General features: G+C 73.3%; 11 protein-coding genes. 7 read left to right on the top strand and 4 right to left on the bottom strand.

The window, feature by feature from the left end; genetic code table 11:
• The 4 genes from SSBG_RS27915 to SSBG_RS27900 form a co-directional block, all read left to right on the top strand.
• The coding region (locus SSBG_RS27915) for a hypothetical protein (RefSeq protein WP_106429392.1) at positions 1-3485 on the top strand (3485 nt) is incomplete at its 5' end.
• 334 nt (positions 3486-3819) lie between these two features.
• Complete coding sequence (locus SSBG_RS27910; RefSeq protein WP_234010672.1) at positions 3820-6087, top strand: right-handed parallel beta-helix repeat-containing protein; 2268 nt, start codon at positions 3820-3822, stop codon at positions 6085-6087.
• A 24-nt stretch (positions 6088-6111) separates the two neighbouring features.
• Complete coding sequence (locus tag SSBG_RS35530) at positions 6112-7071, top strand: RICIN domain-containing protein (RefSeq protein WP_008749397.1); 960 nt, start codon at positions 6112-6114, stop codon at positions 7069-7071.
• Positions 7072-7314: 243 nt separating this feature from the next.
• Positions 7315-9141, top strand: a complete 1827-nt coding sequence (locus SSBG_RS27900) for a chitinase (RefSeq protein ID WP_037870791.1) — start codon at positions 7315-7317, stop codon at positions 9139-9141.
• A gap of 27 nt (positions 9142-9168) precedes the next feature.
• Here the strand turns inward: SSBG_RS27900 and SSBG_RS27895 are convergent, their stop codons facing one another.
• The 4 genes from SSBG_RS27895 to SSBG_RS27880 all read right to left on the bottom strand — a co-directional run bounded on the left by SSBG_RS27895 (position 9169) and on the right by SSBG_RS27880 (position 12527).
• Positions 9169-9609, bottom strand: coding sequence for an ATP-binding protein (locus SSBG_RS27895; RefSeq protein WP_037872085.1), 441 nt, complete (start codon positions 9607-9609; stop codon positions 9169-9171).
• 143 nt (positions 9610-9752) lie between these two features.
• Positions 9753-10787, bottom strand: coding sequence for an ABC transporter substrate-binding protein (locus tag SSBG_RS27890; protein ID WP_008749393.1), 1035 nt, complete (start codon positions 10785-10787; stop codon positions 9753-9755).
• Between the two features lie 56 nt (positions 10788-10843).
• Positions 10844-11722 (bottom strand): ABC transporter permease, encoded by an 879-nt coding sequence (locus SSBG_RS27885; protein WP_008749392.1) that lies wholly within the window; start codon positions 11720-11722, stop codon positions 10844-10846.
• Entirely contained in the window at positions 11712-12527 is an 816-nt protein-coding gene (locus tag SSBG_RS27880; protein ID WP_008749391.1) for an ABC transporter ATP-binding protein, read from the bottom strand. Before SSBG_RS27880 ends, SSBG_RS27885 begins: the two co-directional genes overlap by 11 nt.
• Before the next feature lie 266 nt (positions 12528-12793).
• Between SSBG_RS27880 and SSBG_RS27875 the strand changes: the two genes are divergently transcribed.
• The 3 genes from SSBG_RS27875 to SSBG_RS27865 form a co-directional block, all read left to right on the top strand.
• Positions 12794-14464: a sensor histidine kinase gene (locus SSBG_RS27875; protein WP_037870790.1), complete on the top strand. Its 1671-nt coding sequence runs from the start codon at positions 12794-12796 to the stop codon at positions 14462-14464.
• Positions 14461-15165 (top strand): response regulator, encoded by a 705-nt coding sequence (locus SSBG_RS27870; RefSeq protein ID WP_008749389.1) that lies wholly within the window; start codon positions 14461-14463, stop codon positions 15163-15165. Before SSBG_RS27875 ends, SSBG_RS27870 begins: the two co-directional genes overlap by 4 nt.
• A 201-nt stretch (positions 15166-15366) precedes the next feature.
• On the top strand, positions 15367-17401 hold a 2035-nt coding region (locus SSBG_RS27865), incomplete at its 3' end, for a glycoside hydrolase family 6 protein (protein ID WP_008749388.1).

Raw genomic sequence — 17401 nt, 5'->3', positions numbered from 1 at the left:
TGTACCGGCCGGACGGCACCGTGCAGGCCCAGGTCGGCCACGTGCTCGCGAACGGGGAAGGCATCCGCGTACACCCGGGCGGACACCTGGCGCTGTACAGCCGGGACATGAACCCCGTGGACGACGTGACCGTCACCGCGAGGCCGGGCGGCGGCCACCGGATCACGGGCGCGGACGGCCAGGTACGGCTCTTCGGGCCCGCGGGCGCCCACGACTACACGATCGCGCCCCCCGGCGCGGGCGCGCACACCTTCCGCGTCACCGACCACGCGGGCGGCGGCCACTTCGACGTCGTGCAGCTCACGGACGGTGTCGGCACCCGTTTCGTCCGGACGGACACCCACGTCCTGCTCGACGGCGACATGGCCCCCGTACCGGCGGGCACGCACACCTTCGCCCACCAGGCGGACGGCAACTACCGCCTGACGTTCAACGGCGGCGGACGCGCGAACGAGTACCACCTCTACAACGGCAACGGCCAGCTCTTCGAGCAGCGGATCAACGTCTTCGACAAGGGCACGCTCAAGAACGACCAGTTCCTCAAGGTGACCCTCCCCACGGACGGCGTGACGAAGCCGAGCTGGGAGCGGGTGCGGCCGGGACAGCCGGTCGCCGCTCCGGCGATCAAGAAGTGGTACGACGCGGGCACCGTGGACACGAAGGGGCTCGGCAACGGCCGTGTCAAGCTGACGACCCACTCGGGCGTCGAGCTGATGGAGCGCAGGCCGCTGCCGAACGGGCACGTCCTGGACGGCTACCACTCGGCGGCGGGCGTCGGCTCCTTCGGCCGCTTCAACCAGCGCGGCGTGTGGACCGAGTTCGACGGCGCGGGCACCGTCGTCGGTTCGGGCACCCGGCACTGGGGCGAGAGCGGGCGCAGCTGGTTCGACGTCACGGGGCACACCGGCACACGTGTGCGGCACTACCAGGAGCTGCCGGACGGCGGACACGTCCTCGCCGACGTCGGCCACCGGCCGTTCTCGCAGAGCTTCTCCGGTGACACCCGCTGGACCCGCTTCGACAGCGAGTTCAAGAAGATCGCCGAGGGCGACCGCACGTGGGGCCCGGGGCGCGGCTTCACGGACCACCTGCCCCACCCGGAGACCGGCGTGCGGGTCGTGGCGCAGGAGAAGTTCGGCCGTTTCAACTGGTCCGTGGACGACGTACGGCGCCTGCACCAGACGGAGTTCGGCGCGGACGGGGTGCCGAAGAAGGACTACACGTCGTGGTCCGCGCACGGCAAGGAGAACGGCCGGGGCGTGACGCTGAAGGACGGCGGCTTCCTGGACAGCACGCGGTTCGCCGAACAGCGTCCGCCGCGCGTCTTCCGCTGGATGATGAGCCCCGAGTACCGCGCGGCGAACCTGGACCACGTGCCCTGGCTCGCCAAGGACGGCCGGCTCCAGATGCACACCTGGACCGAGACCGGCGCGGGCGGCGTCACGCACGGCGTGCGGTTCGTCAGCAACAACGGGACGATCACCGACATCAGCAGGGCGGGCGACCTCGTCCGCGAGACACGCAAGCCGCTCGACGGCAAGGCCGTGACGACCGGCGACGTCGCGATGCCGGACGGGGTCGCGAAGCAGAACGGCTACCTGCCGTGGAAGCAGGGCGACGACGGCCTCAAGGGCCACCGCACCTACCAGGCCACCGACTTCGACACGACGAACCTGCCGACGGGGGTCAACGCGGGCGACATCCGCTGGCAGGAGCGCTTCACCAACGACCTGGGCGACGGGAACTGGTACACCCCGAACGCGGGCAAGCAGTGGCACGTGGCCCGCATGGGTCTCGCGGACGGCTCCGTCGTGGACTTCCGTCCCCCGCCCGGCGCGGCCGGGCGCGAGGGCCGGATGGGCGCGGGCAGCGACTGGACGCGGTACGACCACCACGGCCTCGTCATCTCCCGCCAGGACACCTTCCCCGACCCGGCGGGCGGCGCGAACGGCATCCGGATCACCTCGCAGGGGATGCTCGACGGCACGGTGCGCTGGAGCGACGGGGCGGGCGGTACCGGCGTCCGCAGGCTCAACCACCACCGGGGCGAGGTCACCCCGTGGGGCTGGGACCGCGAGAGCTTCCAGGACTTCGACGCGGCGGGCGGCCTCGTGCGGGACCACCGGCTCCTCGCGGACGGCACCGTGGTCGACGCCTGGAAGACCCCGCAGGGCGGCTGGAGCTGGAACAAGACCGGCGCGGACGGGGCGGTCAAGGGCTTCGGCGGCGGCGCGGGCGAACGGGTGCGGCTGTGGTTCGGCGCGACGGCGCCCGCTCGGGGAATTTCCGCCCCGGCGCCTTCTTCAGGACTTCGACCTGAGCAGCGGCACGTCGTGCAGGAGATCCCGGTCCGCCCGGCGGACACCCCGCACTTCCAGGACTCCCCCTACCGGGTCCGCGAGTACCTCCAGTCGCCGGGCGACACCTTCGACGCGCACGTGTGGAAGGAGTACGACAACGGCATCGAGCTGGGCCGCAAGGTGCGGCTGCCGGACGGCAGCTTCCTGGAGAGCGAGGACTGGCACAAGCAGTGGCGCCGCTTCGGCGCGGACGGCGCGAGCGTCATCGACGAGCGGACCATCCCCGGCTACGTGTGGCACCGCGACACCTTCGGCCGCACCACGCTGACGGGCCGCGAGACCAACTTCACGGGCATCCTCTCCGAGTACCGCGGCTTCAACCGCATGTGGCGCGAGCCCAACCGCTGGGAGTGGGGCCACACGGCGAGCGGGGTGAGCACCTACACGTCGTTCCCGTACAAGGCCGGGCAGGCGCTCGCCGTCGACCTGATCCAGGAGTTCCTGCTCGACTTCGGCATGAACCTGGCGGTCTACGGGATCGTCGCGGCGGCGACGGGCACGCAGTTCGGCTGGAACGAGGTCGGCAAGGCCGCGTTCGGGGCGGCGGTCGGGGCGGGCGTCAAGGGCGCCTTCTCGGCCGGTCACTTCGCGACGTTCCGGGGCGGCCCGTGGAAGACGGGCCTCAGCCAGGTGGACCAGGGCAACCCGTACGCGCGGCGCCCCAACGACGACTCGTGGACGGCGGAGTTCGCGGGCAACGAGAAGGTCACGCGCTGGCGTTCGGGCACCTACGACTGGGGCGTGGGCCTCGTGAGCGGGGCGCTCTCCGGTTTCATCACGGGTGCGGCGAGCTCCGCGATCTTCGGGATCAAGGACGCGGACGGCAACACCGTGCACCTGCACGGCAGCGACGCGCTGCTCGCGGGCGCGGTCGGCATGGCGGGCGGCGTCGCGGGCGCCGTGAGCCTCGGCGTGGCGCGTACCGCGATGATCCAGAACTTCGGCGGGCGCTTCTACCACCGCGGCGGCCTCTTCGACACCTTCGCGATCGCGGGGCTCGGCAAGCTCGTCGACAAGACGTTCGCCAACCTGTACCTCTCCTCGACCTTGCAGAAGCAGGTCTTCCCGGACCACGACTTCTACGACGGCGAGCAGCAGCACGAACAGAACGGGGGGCCGCAGTGACGGCCGTCAGAGTCGGCCCGCGGGGCCGCGGAGTCCACCGTACGATCGCCGCCGCGCTCGCCGCCGCGCCCGCGGGGGCGACGGTCCTCGTGGCTCCCGGTACGTACGTGGAGAGTCTCGTGCTCTCCCGGCGGGTCACCGTCGAGGCGGAGGCGGGCGGGGGCGTGGTGCGGCTCCAGGCGCCGCAGGGGGTCCCGGTGACGGTGACGGCCCCGGGGTGCGTGCTGCGCGAACTGCGCCTCGCGGGCTCGGATTTGGACCAGCCGGTGGTGCGGTTCGAAGACCGGCGTGCCTTTTCGCCGGAGCGCTGCGAGCTGACGGGCGGCCGGACGAGGTGCTCGGCTCCGCGACGGGGGCCTCGGCGGCGGCCAACGCGCGGCTGGGCGCGGGGGACACGCTGGCGCGCGAGGTGGCGGACCCGGTGGACGGAGGCGGGGTCCTCGTTCTGGAGCGGAGCCGGCTCATCGGGGCGCGTGGCGCGGCGCTGCACCTCGTGGGGGACGCGCGGGCGCGGGCGGTGGACACGGAGATCGGCGAGGTGGACGGGATCGGCGCGGTCGTCTCGGGGCAGGCGGTGCTGATCGCCGAGCGGCTGCGGGTGCGGGACACGTCGGGCTCGGGCGCGCGGGCGAAGGGCGCGGGCCGCTTCCTGGCGCGCGGCGGCGTTTTCGCGGGCACGGGGCGGCACGGGGTGCTGGTCGAGGAGGACGGCACGGCCGAGCTGACGGACTGCCGGGTGGAGGAGAGCGGGCGGTGCGGGGTGCGGCTCGCGCAGCGGGGCCGCGCGGTGCTGCGCGAGACGCGGATCAGTGACCCGCGCGAGCACGGGGTGCGGGCCGACGACCAGGGCGGCGTCTCGCTGCGGGACTGCCAGGTGGTGCGTCCCGGCGGGCACGGGCTGAGCGCGGCGGGCGCGAGCGTGGTGGAGCTCGCGGACGCGCTGGTGGCCGAGGCGCACGGGAGCGGGCTCGCGCTCGCCGGGCAGGCGCGCGCCGTGCTCGAAGGGCTGCGGGTCCGCGGGGCGGGCGAGCACGGGCTGCGGGTCTCGGGCGCGGCGGGCGCCGAGGTGGTGGACTCCTCGGTGGAGGGGGCGCGGCTGTGCGCCGTGCACGGCGACGAGAAGGCGCGCCTCGACCTCACGGGGCTGCGGGCGGTCGGCGCCGAGACGGGGCTGCGGCTGCGCTCCGCGGCCGAGGAGGAGTCGCGGCTGCGGGCGTGCGTGTTCACCGGTCAGGGGCGCAGTGGGGTCGAGATCGGCCCGGGCACGGCGGTGGCGCTCACCGAGGTGCGGGTGAGCGGGGCCGGGGGCGCCGGGGTGACCGTGGACGCGGGCGGGCGGCTGACCATGACGGGCGGTCTGGTCGCGGGCGCGGCCGGCAGCGGGCTCGTCCTGGAGCGCGAGGCGAGCGCCGAGGTACGCGGTGTGCGCTTCGAGGACTGCGGCAAGAACGGCGTCCTCATCGGCGAGCAGGCCGGCGGCACCTTCGCGCACTGCGACGTGTCGGGGGCGACGTTCCCGGCCCTGCACATCGGCAAGGGGGCGCGCGTGCGGTTCCTCGGCTGCCGGGTCTTCGACAGCGCGCAGGACGTCGGGCTGGCCGACGGCGCGGAGCCGGAGTTCGAGGACTGCGCGGCGGTACGGGTCCGTACGGCGGTGCTGCCGAGCCTGTCGGACCGGGGCCGGCCGCCCGCCGCCCCGGCCTCCGTCGCGGGGGCGGGCGAGGGCCCGCTCGCGCCGGACCAGGGCGCGGTGGAGGGGGACGGCGCGCTGTGGGACCAGGGCGAGCCGGCGCCGGAGCCGGAGAGCCTGGAGGACCTGCTCGCCGAGCTGGACGAGCTGGTGGGCCTCGACGGCGTCAAGCGCGACGTCAACGGCATGGTCAAGCTCATGCAGACGGTGCGGATGCGCGAGGAGGCGGGGCTGCCCGCTCCCCCGCTGAGCCGGCACCTGGTCTTCGCGGGCAATCCCGGCACCGGCAAGACGACCGTGGCCCGCCTCTACGGGAGGCTCCTGCACGGGCTGGGGCTGCTGTCGCGCGGTCACCTCGTGGAGGTGGACCGCAGTTCCCTGGTCGGCGAGTACGTGGGGCACACGGGCCCGAAGACGACCGAGGCGTTCCTGCGGGCGCGCGGCGGGGTGCTCTTCATCGACGAGGCGTACGCGCTCGCCCCGGCGGGCGCGAGCAACGACTTCGGGACGGAGGCGATCGCGACGCTCGTCAAGCTCATGGAGGACCACCGGGACGAGGTCGTGGTCATCGCCGCCGGGTACCCCGGGGACATGGACCGCTTCGTCTCCTCCAACCCCGGTCTGTCCTCCCGGTTCAGCCGGACCCTGCTCTTCGCCGACTACAGCTCCGAGGAACTGGTCAGCATCGTGGAGCACCACGCGCAGCGCCACCGGTACGAGCTGACGGACGCGGCGCGCCAGGCGCTGACCGCGCACGTTTCGACGATCCCGCGCGACGCGGGCTTCGGCAACGGCCGTACGGCCCGTCAGCTCTTCCAGGCGATGACGGAACGGCAGGCGATGCGCGTCGCCGAACTGACCTCCCCGGACTCCGCCCAGCTCATGCAGCTCGACGAGCACGACCTGCTCTGACCGACCTTCAGGAGTACTCACGCCATGCGCCCCCTGCGCCCCTCGCACCGCACGCCGGACCCCGCGGACCCGGCCGAGCAGACCTTCACGGCCGCCTTCCGCCGCAGCCCCGCACGGGCCCCGCACGGCCTCGTGCCGAGCCGCAGGGTCTGGGTGACCCTCGGCTGGGCGGCCGCCGTCTCCGCCACGGTCACCCTCTCGGCCGTGGCCGCGCGCGGCACCGTCCTGGACGACGAGGGCAAGGAGAGCCCCGCGCTCGCGGCGAGCGACCGGGCGGCCCGCGTCCCGGCCGGCGCGGCGCCCTCGCCCTCCGCCCCGCCCACCGCGTCCCCCTCGCCCTCCCCCGCGAAGGAGGCGGCCGCGCCGCGCGAGGAGAGCCGCGCGCAGGCTCCGGCGCAGGCGCCCGCGCCGGGCCCGGTCGTCGGTGCCCCGGCGGCGGGGACGAGCGGGGCGGGCGCCACGGGGGATGGCGCGCCCAAGACCGTCCCGGAGGACACGAAGCCCGTCGAGAAGGCTGTCCCGGCCGGGGACACGAAGGACAAGAAGCCGGCCGGTCCGGCGGCGAACACGCCGAAGAAGGCGCAGCCCCCGGCGCAGGACTTCTCCCGGCCGCTCGGCGCGATCGTCGGACGGTACGAGGGCTTCCAGGGGCACTGCGTGCAACTCGCGGGGGGCGCGCTCAAGTTGTACCCGTGCGACGGCGGCGCGGACCAGAAGTGGCAGTTCGCCAAGGACGGCACGCTCCGCAAGAACGGCCGCTGCCTCTCCCTCGTGGGCCGCTCGACCAACGACGGGACGCACGTGGTCATGGCCGCGTGCGACACGACGAACGTGACGCAGTGGCGCTACTCCCCGGGCAACGACATCGTCAACGTCGCCGCCGACAAGTGCCTGGACGTGGCGAACGCGAGCCTGACCCCCGGCACCCCGCTCCAGATCGCCATCTGCTCGGGCAACGCGGCCCAGAAGTGGAACGTGCCCTGAGCGGGGCCCCGGCCCGGGGGAGACGACCGGCGCGGTACGGGCACCGGAGCGTCACCGTGATCGGTGGGCGGGCGCGTCTCGCCCCGGGCAGGAGCGGGGAACCGCGCGAGCGGTCTTGACAGGCGCATTGGTCTGGACCATCTTGAGGCAGCACTTCCCGCACCTCGACGGTCCGTTCACCATCCCTTCGCGTCCTCCGCCCCGGCACAGCCGTGCCGGGGCTCTCCCGCTCCGGAGGCAGTCGTGCACCGTAGAAGCTCCCTGTCCCGCGGCAGATCCCTTGCCGCATCCCTCGCCGCGGCCCTCAGCGTCGGCGGCCTCCTCGCCCTCTCCCCCACGGCCTCCGCGGCCGGCAGCGAACTCGTCGCCAACGGTGGCTTCGAGTCCGGTACGAGCGGCTGGAGTTGCTCGGCCGGCAGCGGTTCGGCCGTCGCCACGCCCGCCCACGGCGGGAGCGCGGCGCTCAAGGCCGTGCCCGCCGGCAGCGACAACGCCAGGTGCGCGCAGACCGTCCGGGTCAAGCCCGACTCCGCGTACACCCTGAGCGGCTGGGTGCGGGGCGGCTACGTCTACCTCGGCGCCGCCGGGACCGGCACGACGGACGTGTCCACCTGGACGGCCTCGGCGGGCGACTGGCAGAAGCTCACCACGTCCTTCCGTACCGGCCCCTCCACCACCTCGGTCGAGATCTACACGCACGGCTGGTACGGGACCCCCGCCTACTACGCCGACGACCTCTCCCTGAGCGGCCCGGGCGCCGACCCGGTCGCCGTGCCCACGACCCCCGGCGGCCTGAGCGCGGGCACACCCACCGCGACCTCGGCGACCCTCACGTGGAACGCGGTGCCGGGGGCGAGCGAGTACCGCGTCTACCAGGGCGGCGCCAAGGTCGCGACGGCCACGGGGACGACGGCGACCGTTTCGGGGCTCTCGCCCGCGACGGCGTACAGCTTCCAGGTGAGCGCGGCGAACGCCTCGGGCGAGTCCGCCAAGTCGGCCGCGCTCAAGGTCACCACGGCCGCCGGTGGCGGCAACGGCGGCGGCACGAGCGGGCAGTTGCCCGCGCACGCCCTCGTCGGCTACCTGCACGCGAGCTTCGCCAACGGCTCCGGGTACACGCGGATGGCCGACGTGCCCGACTCCTGGGACGTCATCGACCTCGCCTTCGGCGAGCCCACCTCGGTCACCTCCGGCGACATCCGCTTCGGCCTGTGCCCCGCGAGCGAGTGCCCGGGCGTCGAGACGCCCGCCGAGTTCAAGGCGGCGATCAAGGCGAAGCAGGCGGCGGGCAAGAAGGTCCTCATCTCGATCGGCGGGCAGAACGGGCAGGTCCAGCTCACGACGACCGCCGCGCGCGACACCTTCGTCTCCTCGGTCTCGAAGATCATCGACGAGTACGGGCTCGACGGCCTCGACATCGACTTCGAGGGCCACTCGCTCTCGCTCAACACGGGGGACACCGACTTCCGCAACCCGGCGACGCCCGCGATCGTCAACCTCATCTCGGCGGTCAAGTCCCTCAAGGCGAAGTACGGCAAGGACTTCGTCCTGACGATGGCGCCCGAGACCTTCTTCGTCCAGCTCGGCTACCAGTACTACGGCTCCGGCCCCTGGGGCGGCCAGGACCCGCGCGCCGGGGCGTACCTGCCGGTGATCCACGCCCTGCGCGACGACCTGACCCTCCTGCACGTGCAGGACTACAACTCCGGCTCGATCATGGGCCTCGACAACCAGTACCACTCGATGGGCGGCGCCGACTTCCACATCGCGATGACGGACATGCTCCTGACGGGCTTCCCCGTCGCGGGCGACACGAGCCGCGTCTTCCCCGCGCTGCGGCCCGACCAGGTCGCGATCGGGATGCCCGCCTCGACCCAGGCCGGCAACGGCTGGACCTCGCCCGCCGAGGTCACCAAGACGCTCGACTGCCTGACGAAGAAGACCGCTTGCGGCAGCTACCAGACGCACGGCACGTGGCCCGCGCTGCGCGGGCTCATGACGTGGTCGGTCAACTGGGACCGCTTCAACGGGGGCGAGTTCTCGAAGACGTTCGACAGCTACTTCGGCTGAGCGACCGTCCCCGGCGACGTCCGGCGGCTACTTCGGCTGAGCGGCCGCCACCGGCGACGTCATCGGCGCCGGTGGCTGGAAGCAGGCGGTGACGTCCTTGCCGTGGCGGCAGGGGTGGATGTGCACGGTGTCGGCGAGCAGGCCGACGAGGAACATGCCCCTGCCGCCGGTCGCCTCCGGCCCCGCCTCGCGGGCCTGCGGGAGACCGGGCGCGGAGTCGTGGACGGTCACGTGCAGGCACTCGTTGTCCCACGTGAGCAGCAGGTGCGCCGTGCTGTGCGCGTGCACGTGGGCGTTGGTGACGAGCTCGGAGACGGTCAGCAGGACGTCGTCCACGGTCGCCGGGGCGGTACGGGTCCAGCCGAGGGTGCCGAGGTGGCCGCGCGTCCACTCCCGGGCCGCGCGCACCTCGGTCTCCAGCGGCAGCGAGCGGGCCCAGCCGACCGCCTTGAGCGAGCTTTCGTCCATGTCCTGCCCCTTCACCGTGGCCCGCTCAGAGCGGGCACCCCGTCCTGCCGACCGGATGCCCGCTCTGAGCGGGAGCAGACACGGATCGGGGACATTCCGTACCTGAGGGGTGAAGTCGCGGTGGAGGCGGGCCCGCGCCGTGCTCAGCCGGCCTTCTTCACGAACTTCGTGGTGTACGTCTTGGTGAGATCGACCTTCGCGTTCTTGAGGTTCGGGTTGAACGCCTTGAGTACGCGCTCGACGGTCTCGGGCCCGTTCTCGGGCATGACGCCGTCGCTCGTGAACATGGGCAGGGTGGCGCCGATCGACTTGGCGTAGAGGTCCTTGCCGCCCTGCGCGTAGTCGGCCGGCATCTTCGCCGCGATCTCCGCGGGCGTGTGCGCGTCCATCCACTGGAGCGTCTTCACGAAGGCGTTGGCGAGTTTCTGCACGGTCTTCTCGTGACCGTCCACCCAGTCCGCGTTCATGTAGAGGCTCGACGAGGGGTACGGGCCGCCGAGCGCCTTCTCGGAGCCCTCGGGGGTCCGCATGTCGACCAGGACCTTGCCGATCTTCTTGTCGAGGATCGCCGTGACGGTCGGGTCGGTGGTCATCCCGGCCTGGATGGAGTTCTGCTGGAGCGCCGAGATGAAGGTCTGGCCCGCGCCGACCGCGACGGGCGTGATCTTCTCGACGGGCACGCCGCTCCTGACGGCGAGGTACTTGGTGAGGAAGTCCGTCGAGGAGCCGAGCCCGGTCACGCCGAGTTTCTTGCCCGCGAAGTCCTTCGGCGAGGTGATGTCCCCGGCCGCCTTCGCCGACTCCACCTCGACCTCGCCGGAGGTGTGGGAGAGCTGGACGACCGATTCGACCTGCTTGCCCTTGACCTGGAGGTCGAGGGTGTGGTCGTAGAAACCGACGACGCCCTGCACGTCGCCCGAGACGAGCGAGGTCGTGGCCTGCACCCCGGCGGGTTCGGTGAGCAGCTGGACGTCGAGGCCCTCGTCCTGGAAGTAGCCCAGCTTCTGGGTGAGCATCGCGGGCAAGTAGATGACCTTGTCGAGCCCGCCGACCATGATCTTCACCTTGCCCCCGCCGTCCTTGCCGCCGCCCGGGCCGGAGGAGCCGCCGCAGGCGGTGAGGGAGCAGAGGGCGAGCACGGCGGTCGCCGCCGCCGTGGTCCTGAGGGAAGCGTGCATGAGGGTCACGTCCTTGGGAGAGGGAGGGGTGGGGTGGTGGCGCGGTGGGAGACGGCTCAGCGCCCGTCGCCGCCGTCGGCCGGCTTCCAGCGGAACAGGCCGCGTTCCAGGGCCGAGAGGAGGGCTTCGGCGAGCAGCGCGACGACCGCGAGGATGACCATCGCCGCGTACACGCCGGCCGCGTTGAAGGTGCCCTGCGAGGCCGAGACGAGCAGGCCGAGGCCCTTCGTGGCCCCGATGTACTCGCCGACGATCGCCCCGATGAGCGCGAAGCCGAAGCTCACGTGCAGGCTCGTGAAGATCCACGAGGTGGCCGAGGGGATGACGACCTGGAAGGTGACGCGGCGGTTGCTCGCGCCGAGGACGCGCGCGTGGGCGACGAGGTTCCGGTCGACCTCGCGGGCGCCCTGGAAGGCGTTGAAGAAGACCGGGAAGAAGACGAGGACCACGGCGGAAGCGATCTTCGAGGCGGGCCCGAGACCGAACCAGATGAGGAAGATCGGCGCGAGCACGATGCGCGGCAGCGCGTTGAGGACCTTGATGTACGGGCCGAGCACGTCCGAGAGGAAGCGGACGCGGCCGAGCGCGATCCCGAGGACCACACCGGCGACGACGCCGATGACCCAGCCCAGCAGTGCCTCGTAGAGCGTGTACCAGACCTGTTCCCACAGGCTGCCCTGCGGCGTGCCGTCGGTGGCCCAGCGGCTGATCTGGTCCCAGATCTTCGAGGGCATCGAGAAGTTGAAGGGGTCGATGACCTCGGCGCGCGCGCACCACTCCCACAGGCCGAGGAGGAGGACGAGGAGGAGGACACGCGCCCCGTACACGGTGAGGCGGCGCCTGCGGGCGGCGCGGGCGCGGGTCTCGGCGCGCGTCGGCTCCGCCTTGCGCGCGGGCGCGGCGGGGCGGGCGGGGCTCTCGGTCTCAGGCGGCATCGGCGGCGCCCCTTTCCCTGGTGATGCGGACCTCTTCGCCGAGCGAGGTCCAGATCTCGCGGTAGATGTCGAGGAAGCGCGGTTCGAGCCGGATCGACTCGACCTTGCGCGGGCGCGGGAGGTCGATCGTGAAGACCTCCTTGACGGTCGCGGGGCCGGCCGTCATGACGACGACCTTGTCGGCGAGCGCGATGGACTCCTCCAGGTCGTGGGTCACGAAGACGACGGAGGCGCCGGTGCCCGCCCACAGGTCGAGGAGTTCGTCGGACATGAGGGCGCGGGTCTGCACGTCGAGCGCGGAGAAGGGCTCGTCCATGAGGAGGAGCGTGGGGTCGTTGACGAAGGTCGCGGCGAGCGCGACGCGCTTGCGCTGGCCGCCGGAGAGCTGGTGCGGGTAGCGGTCCTCGAAGGCGCCGAGGCCGACGCGGGCGAGCCAGGCGCGGGCGCGCTCGCGCGCCTCGGCCTTGGGCACGCCCCGGAAGCGGGGGCCCGCCATGACGTTGGAGAGCACGGAGCGCCAGGGGAAGACGGCGTCCTGCTGGAAGACGAAGCCGGTCGTGGAGCCGATCCCCGTGACGGGCGCGCCGCCGACGAGGACCTCGCCCGTCGTGGCCTCCTCCAGGCCGCTCACGAGGGTCAGGGTCGTGGACTTGCCGCAGCCCGTGGGGCCGACGACGGCGACGAACTCGCCCTGTTCGACGGTGAGGTCGAGATCACGTACCGCGGTGTGCGTGCCGCCCGACGGGGTGCGGAAGGTCTTGCCCGCGCCCCGCAGCTCGATGGCGGGTGTCTGGTCGTTGCTCATGCCCGGGGACGCTAGGGGCCGTGCGGGTCCCGGGCGGCCTTGTGCCGACAAGCCTCCGTTGTGCCCGTACTCCTCGTTCCGCTCGTTGTGCTCACTCGCGCGGGTCCGCCCCGTGCACGGGCCTGGGCAGCGTCCCGCCGCCCGTTTACCTTGCCGCTACACGGGTGTTAAAAGGGCATGTCCGCGCGGAAGCGGTGGCCCGCACCCGTGGCCCCTCCCGTCCGTACGCGGCCCGCGCCCGTACCCGAACGAAGACAGAGGACACCATGCGACCGCACTGGCCCCGGCGGCTCTCCGGCCAGATCCTGGTGGCGCATCTGACCCTCACGACCGGCGTCATGGTCCTGGCCGTCAGCCTCTTCGTCGCGCCGCTCGCGCGTGAGCTGGACGAGGAGGCGACGCACCGCGCGCTCGCCATCGCGCAGACCACGGCGGCCGACCCGGCGATCACCGAGGGACTCCTGACGACCCGCCCGCGCGCGAGCGGCCCGGTGCAGCGCGAGGCGGAGCGCATCCGGCGGGCGACCGGAGCGCTCTACGTCGTCGTGCTGGACCGCGAGGGCACGCGCTGGTCGCACACGACGGTGGCCGAGATCGGGCGGCACGTCTCGACCGACCCGGGCGCCGCGCTCACCGGCCACGAGGTACGGCAGATCGACGACGGGACGCTCGGCCGCTCGGCCCGCGCGAAGGTGCCGCTGTACGGGGCGGGGCACGAGGTGGTCGGCGCGGTGTCCGTGGGGATCGCGTACGACAGTGTGCGGCAGCGGCTCGTGGACGCGCTGCCCGCACTGCTCCTGTGCGCGGCGGCGGCACTCGCGGTGGGCACCGGGGCGGCGGTGGTGGTCGCCCGGCGGGTGCGGCGCAAGACGCAGGGGATCGGCTTCGCGGACATCTCGGCGCTGCTGGACGAGCGCGAGGCGATGCTGCACGGCATCCGCGAGGGCGTCATCGCCTTCGGCCCGCGGGGCCGGATACGGCTGGTCAACGACGAGGCGGCGCGGCTGCTCGGCCTCGACGCGGACATGACCGACTACGGGCTCGACACGGTGCTGCCGCCGGGCCGCACGGCGGACGTCCTCGCGGGGCGCGTCGCGGGCGCCGACCTGCTCGCGGTGTGCGCGGGCCGGGTGCTGCTCGTCAACCGGATGCCCATGGCGGACGGGGGCGCGGTCGTGACCTTGCGGGACCGGACGGAGCTGGAGCTGCTGGGGCGGGAGCTGGACAGCACGCAGGGGCTGCTGGACGCGCTGCGCGCGCAGGGCCACGAGCACGCCAACCGCCTGCACACGGTGCTCGGTCTCCTGGAGCTGGGCCGCCCGGAACAGGCCGCCGACTTCGTGGCGCAGGTCGCGGGCGGGAGCGCGGCCTCGGCCGAGGAGATCGCGGAGCGGTTCGGCGATCCGCTGCTCTCGGCGCTGCTCGTGGGCAAGAGCGCGGTCGCGGCGGAACGGGCGGTGACGCTCAGGATCGGCGCGCGCACCCGGCTGCCGGGGCGGCTGGTCGCGCCGCGCGACCTCGTGACGGTGCTGGGCAACCTCATCGACAACGCGCTCGACGCGGCGTGCGAGCGCCGGGCCGCCGAGCCCTTCGTGGAGGTGCGGGTGTGGGCCGAGGGGACGACGGTGCTGCTCCAGGTCTCGGACACCGGTCCCGGGGTGCCGCCGGAACTGCGGGACACCGTCTTCGCGGAGGGCTTCAGCACGAAGGCGGGCGCGGCCCCGGGGCCGCGCAGGCCGCACGGGCGGGGCATCGGGCTGAGCCTCGTCCGCCGGCTCGCGGAACGGTACGGGGGCACGGCGCGGGTCGGGGCGCGGCCCGGGGGCGGCGCGGTGTTCACGGTGACGCTGCCGGAGACGCTGGTCCCCCGCGAGGCGGAGACGCCGGTCTCCCGCGAGGCGGGGGCGCTCGTCCCCGCGGCGGGAGGCGCGCGGTGATCCGGGTGCTCGTCGTGGACGACGACTTCCACGTGGCCGAGATCAACACCGCGTACGTGGCCCGGGTGCCCGGCTTCACGGTGGTGGGCACCGCGCACACGGCGGCCCAGGCGCTCGGGTGCCTGGAGCGCACGGAGGTCGATCTCGTCCTGCTGGACCACTACCTCCCGGACGAGACGGGCGTGCGGCTCGTGCGCAGGCTGCGGCTCGGCGGCCACGACGCGGACGTCATCATGGTGACGGCCGCGCGCGATCTCGCGACGGTACGCGGCGCGCAGCGCTTCGGCGCGCTCCAGTACCTCGTCAAGCCCTTCACCTTCGCGGGGCTGCGGGAACGCCTGGAGGGGTACGCGGCCCTGCGCCGCGCCGTCGAGGAGGGCGCCGCGCGCCCGGAGCCCGGCCAGGAGCAGATCGACCGGATCTTCACCGGGCTGCGCGGCGCGGAACGCCCGCGCCCGTCCCTGCCGAAGGGCCATTCGACGGCGACGGCGGCCCTCATCCGCACCGCCCTCACGCGCGGCCCCGCGCCGCTGTCCGCCCACGAGGTCGCCGCCAGAACGGGGATCGGCCGCTCGACGGCACAGCGCTACCTCAAGCACCTGGAGCACTCGGGCCATGTGTCGCTGACCCTGCGCTACGGGGACACGGGACGGCCGGAGCACCTGTACACCTGGGGGGCCGGGGAGGCGGGGCGCCGCTGAGAGGAGCGCGAGCGCGCACGGGGCCCCGGGGGCCGTCGGTCCCCGGGGCCCGAGCGCGTGCCCGCCGCCGTCGCTTACGCGCCAACGCGTGCGACTTCCTGCCGCCCGTATTGACATGCTCGCCGCAAGCCCCGACGGTGGGAGCGCTCCCGCACAGCGGCCGCCCCTCCCGGGCGGCGCTCGCGGGCGCTCGGCACCCGCATGTCCGTACCGGCCTCCCACACCGAGGAGCACCCGTTGAACGTACGAGGACCCGCCCGACCCCCCGCCCCCGGACGGCGCAGACGCGCCCTCGGGACACTCGCCGCCCTCGCGCTCGCCGCGGGGACCGCGCTCGTCGCCGTCCAGCCCGCGACAGCGGCCGCCGGCGCCCGTGTCGACAATCCCTACGCCGGTGCCACCGCCTACGTGAACCCGGACTGGTCGGCGCTCGCGGCCGCCGAGCCCGGCGGGGACGCGGTGGCCGACCAGCCGACCTTCGTGTGGCTCGACCAGATCGCCGCGATCGAGGGTGACAGCGGGAAGCGCGGCCTGCGCGAGCACCTCGACACCGCCCTCGACCAGGGCGCGAACCTCGTCCAGCTCGTCATCTACGACCTCCCCGGCCGCGACTGCGCGGCGCTCGCCTCGAACGGCGAACTCGGCCCCACCGAGATCGGCCGCTACGAGAGCGACTACATCGATCCGATCGCCGGCATCCTCGACGACCCGGCCTACGCGAACCTGCGGATCGTCACGCTCATCGAGCCCGACTCGCTCCCCAACCTCGTCACCAACGCGGGCGGCACGGCGGGCTCGACGGACGCCTGCGCCACGATGAAGGCCAACGGCAACTACGAGAAGGGCGTCGGGTACGCGCTGCACACCCTCGGCGCGATCCCCAACGTCTACAACTACGTGGACGCGGCCCACCACGGCTGGCTCGGCTGGGACAGCAACCTCGTGCCCGCCGCGCAGGAGTTCAAGAAGGCGGCCACGACGAGCGGCGCGACCGTGGACGACGTCGCCGGCTTCATCGTGAACACCGCGAACTACTCGGCCACGACGGAGCCGTACCTCAAGATCACCGACTCCGTGAACGGGCAGACGGTGCGCCAGTCCAAGTGGCTCGACTGGAACCAGTACGCCGACGAGCAGACGTTCGCGCAGGGACTGCGGACCGCGCTGGTCGCGCAGGGCTTCGGCTCCGGCACCGGAATGCTCATCGACACCTCGCGCAACGGCTGGGGCGGTTCCGCGCGGCCCACGGCGCCCTCGACGGCCACGACGGTCGACGCCTACGTGGAGGGCTCGCGCACCGACCGCCGCATCCACGCGGGCAACTGGTGCAACCAGTCGGGTGCCGGGCTCGGCGAACGCCCCGCAGCCTCGCCCGCCGCCGGGATCGACGCGTACGTGTGGGCGAAGCCGCCGGGCGAGTCCGACGGGTCGAGCAAGGCGATCGACAACGACGAGGGCAAGGGCTTCGACCGGATGTGCGACCCCACGTACACCGGCAACGGCCGCAACGGGAACAGCATGTCGGGCGCGCTCGCGGACTCCCCCGTGGCCGGGCACTGGTTCTCCGCCCAGTTCCGTCAGCTCCTCGCCAACGCCTATCCCCCGGTGGGGAGTCCGGGCGGCGGCGGTGACGAGGACACCCGGGCGCCGAGCGTCCCCACCGGGCTCAAGGTCACCGGCACGACGTCCTCCTCGGTCTCGCTGAGCTGGTCCGCCTCCGCCGACGACACGGCCGTCACCGGCTACGACGTCTACCGCGACGGCACGAAGGTGACGACGACGAGCGCCACGTCGTACACCGACCCGGGCCTCAAGGCGTCCACCGCGTACGCCTACACGGTCCGCGCCAAGGACGCGGCGGGCAACGTCTCGGCCGCCTCGGCCGCCGTCACGGGTACGACGGCGGCGAGCGGCGGCGGGGGCGGTACGGGCGCCTGCGCGGCCACCTGGAAGGCGAACACCTGGGGCGGCGGCTTCCAGGCGGACGTCACGCTGAAGAACACCGGCGACAAGCCGCTCACCGCGTGGAAGGCGGCCTTCACGGTCCCGGCCGGGACGGTCGTGACGAACGCCTGGAGCGCGACGGTGACCGTATCGGGCACGACGGCGAGCGCCACGCACGTGGACTACAACGCCGACATCCCGGCCGGGGGCGGCGTCTCCTTCGGCTACCAGGGCACGGGCACGTACGCGGCCCCGGCCGCGGTGACGGTGAACGGGCAGAACTGCGCGCTGA

Origin of the sequence: Streptomyces sp. SPB074 (assembly GCF_000154905.1) — a bacterium.
In the GTDB taxonomy this organism is placed as follows: Bacteria; Actinomycetota; Actinomycetes; order Streptomycetales; family Streptomycetaceae; genus Streptomyces.
The sequence above is the reverse complement of the archived record's forward strand: the minus strand, read 5'-3'. Positions and strand labels throughout refer to the sequence as shown.

What these genes read in the sequence shown, in the direction of transcription:
- SSBG_RS27895 (WP_037872085.1), bottom strand. Translation starts at nt 9,609, where the DNA reads ATGGACGAAAGCTCGCTCAAGGCGGTCGGCTGGGCCCGCTCGCTGCCG.
- SSBG_RS27885 (WP_008749392.1), bottom strand. Translation starts at nt 11,722, where the DNA reads ATGCCGCCTGAGACCGAGAGCCCCGCCCGCCCCGCCGCGCCCGCGCGC.
- SSBG_RS27890 (WP_008749393.1), bottom strand. Translation starts at nt 10,787, where the DNA reads ATGCACGCTTCCCTCAGGACCACGGCGGCGGCGACCGCCGTGCTCGCC.
- SSBG_RS27880 (WP_008749391.1), bottom strand. Translation starts at nt 12,527, where the DNA reads ATGAGCAACGACCAGACACCCGCCATCGAGCTGCGGGGCGCGGGCAAG.
- SSBG_RS27875 (WP_037870790.1), top strand. Translation starts at nt 12,794, where the DNA reads ATGCGACCGCACTGGCCCCGGCGGCTCTCCGGCCAGATCCTGGTGGCG.
- SSBG_RS35530 (WP_008749397.1), top strand. Translation starts at nt 6,112, where the DNA reads ATGCGCCCCCTGCGCCCCTCGCACCGCACGCCGGACCCCGCGGACCCG.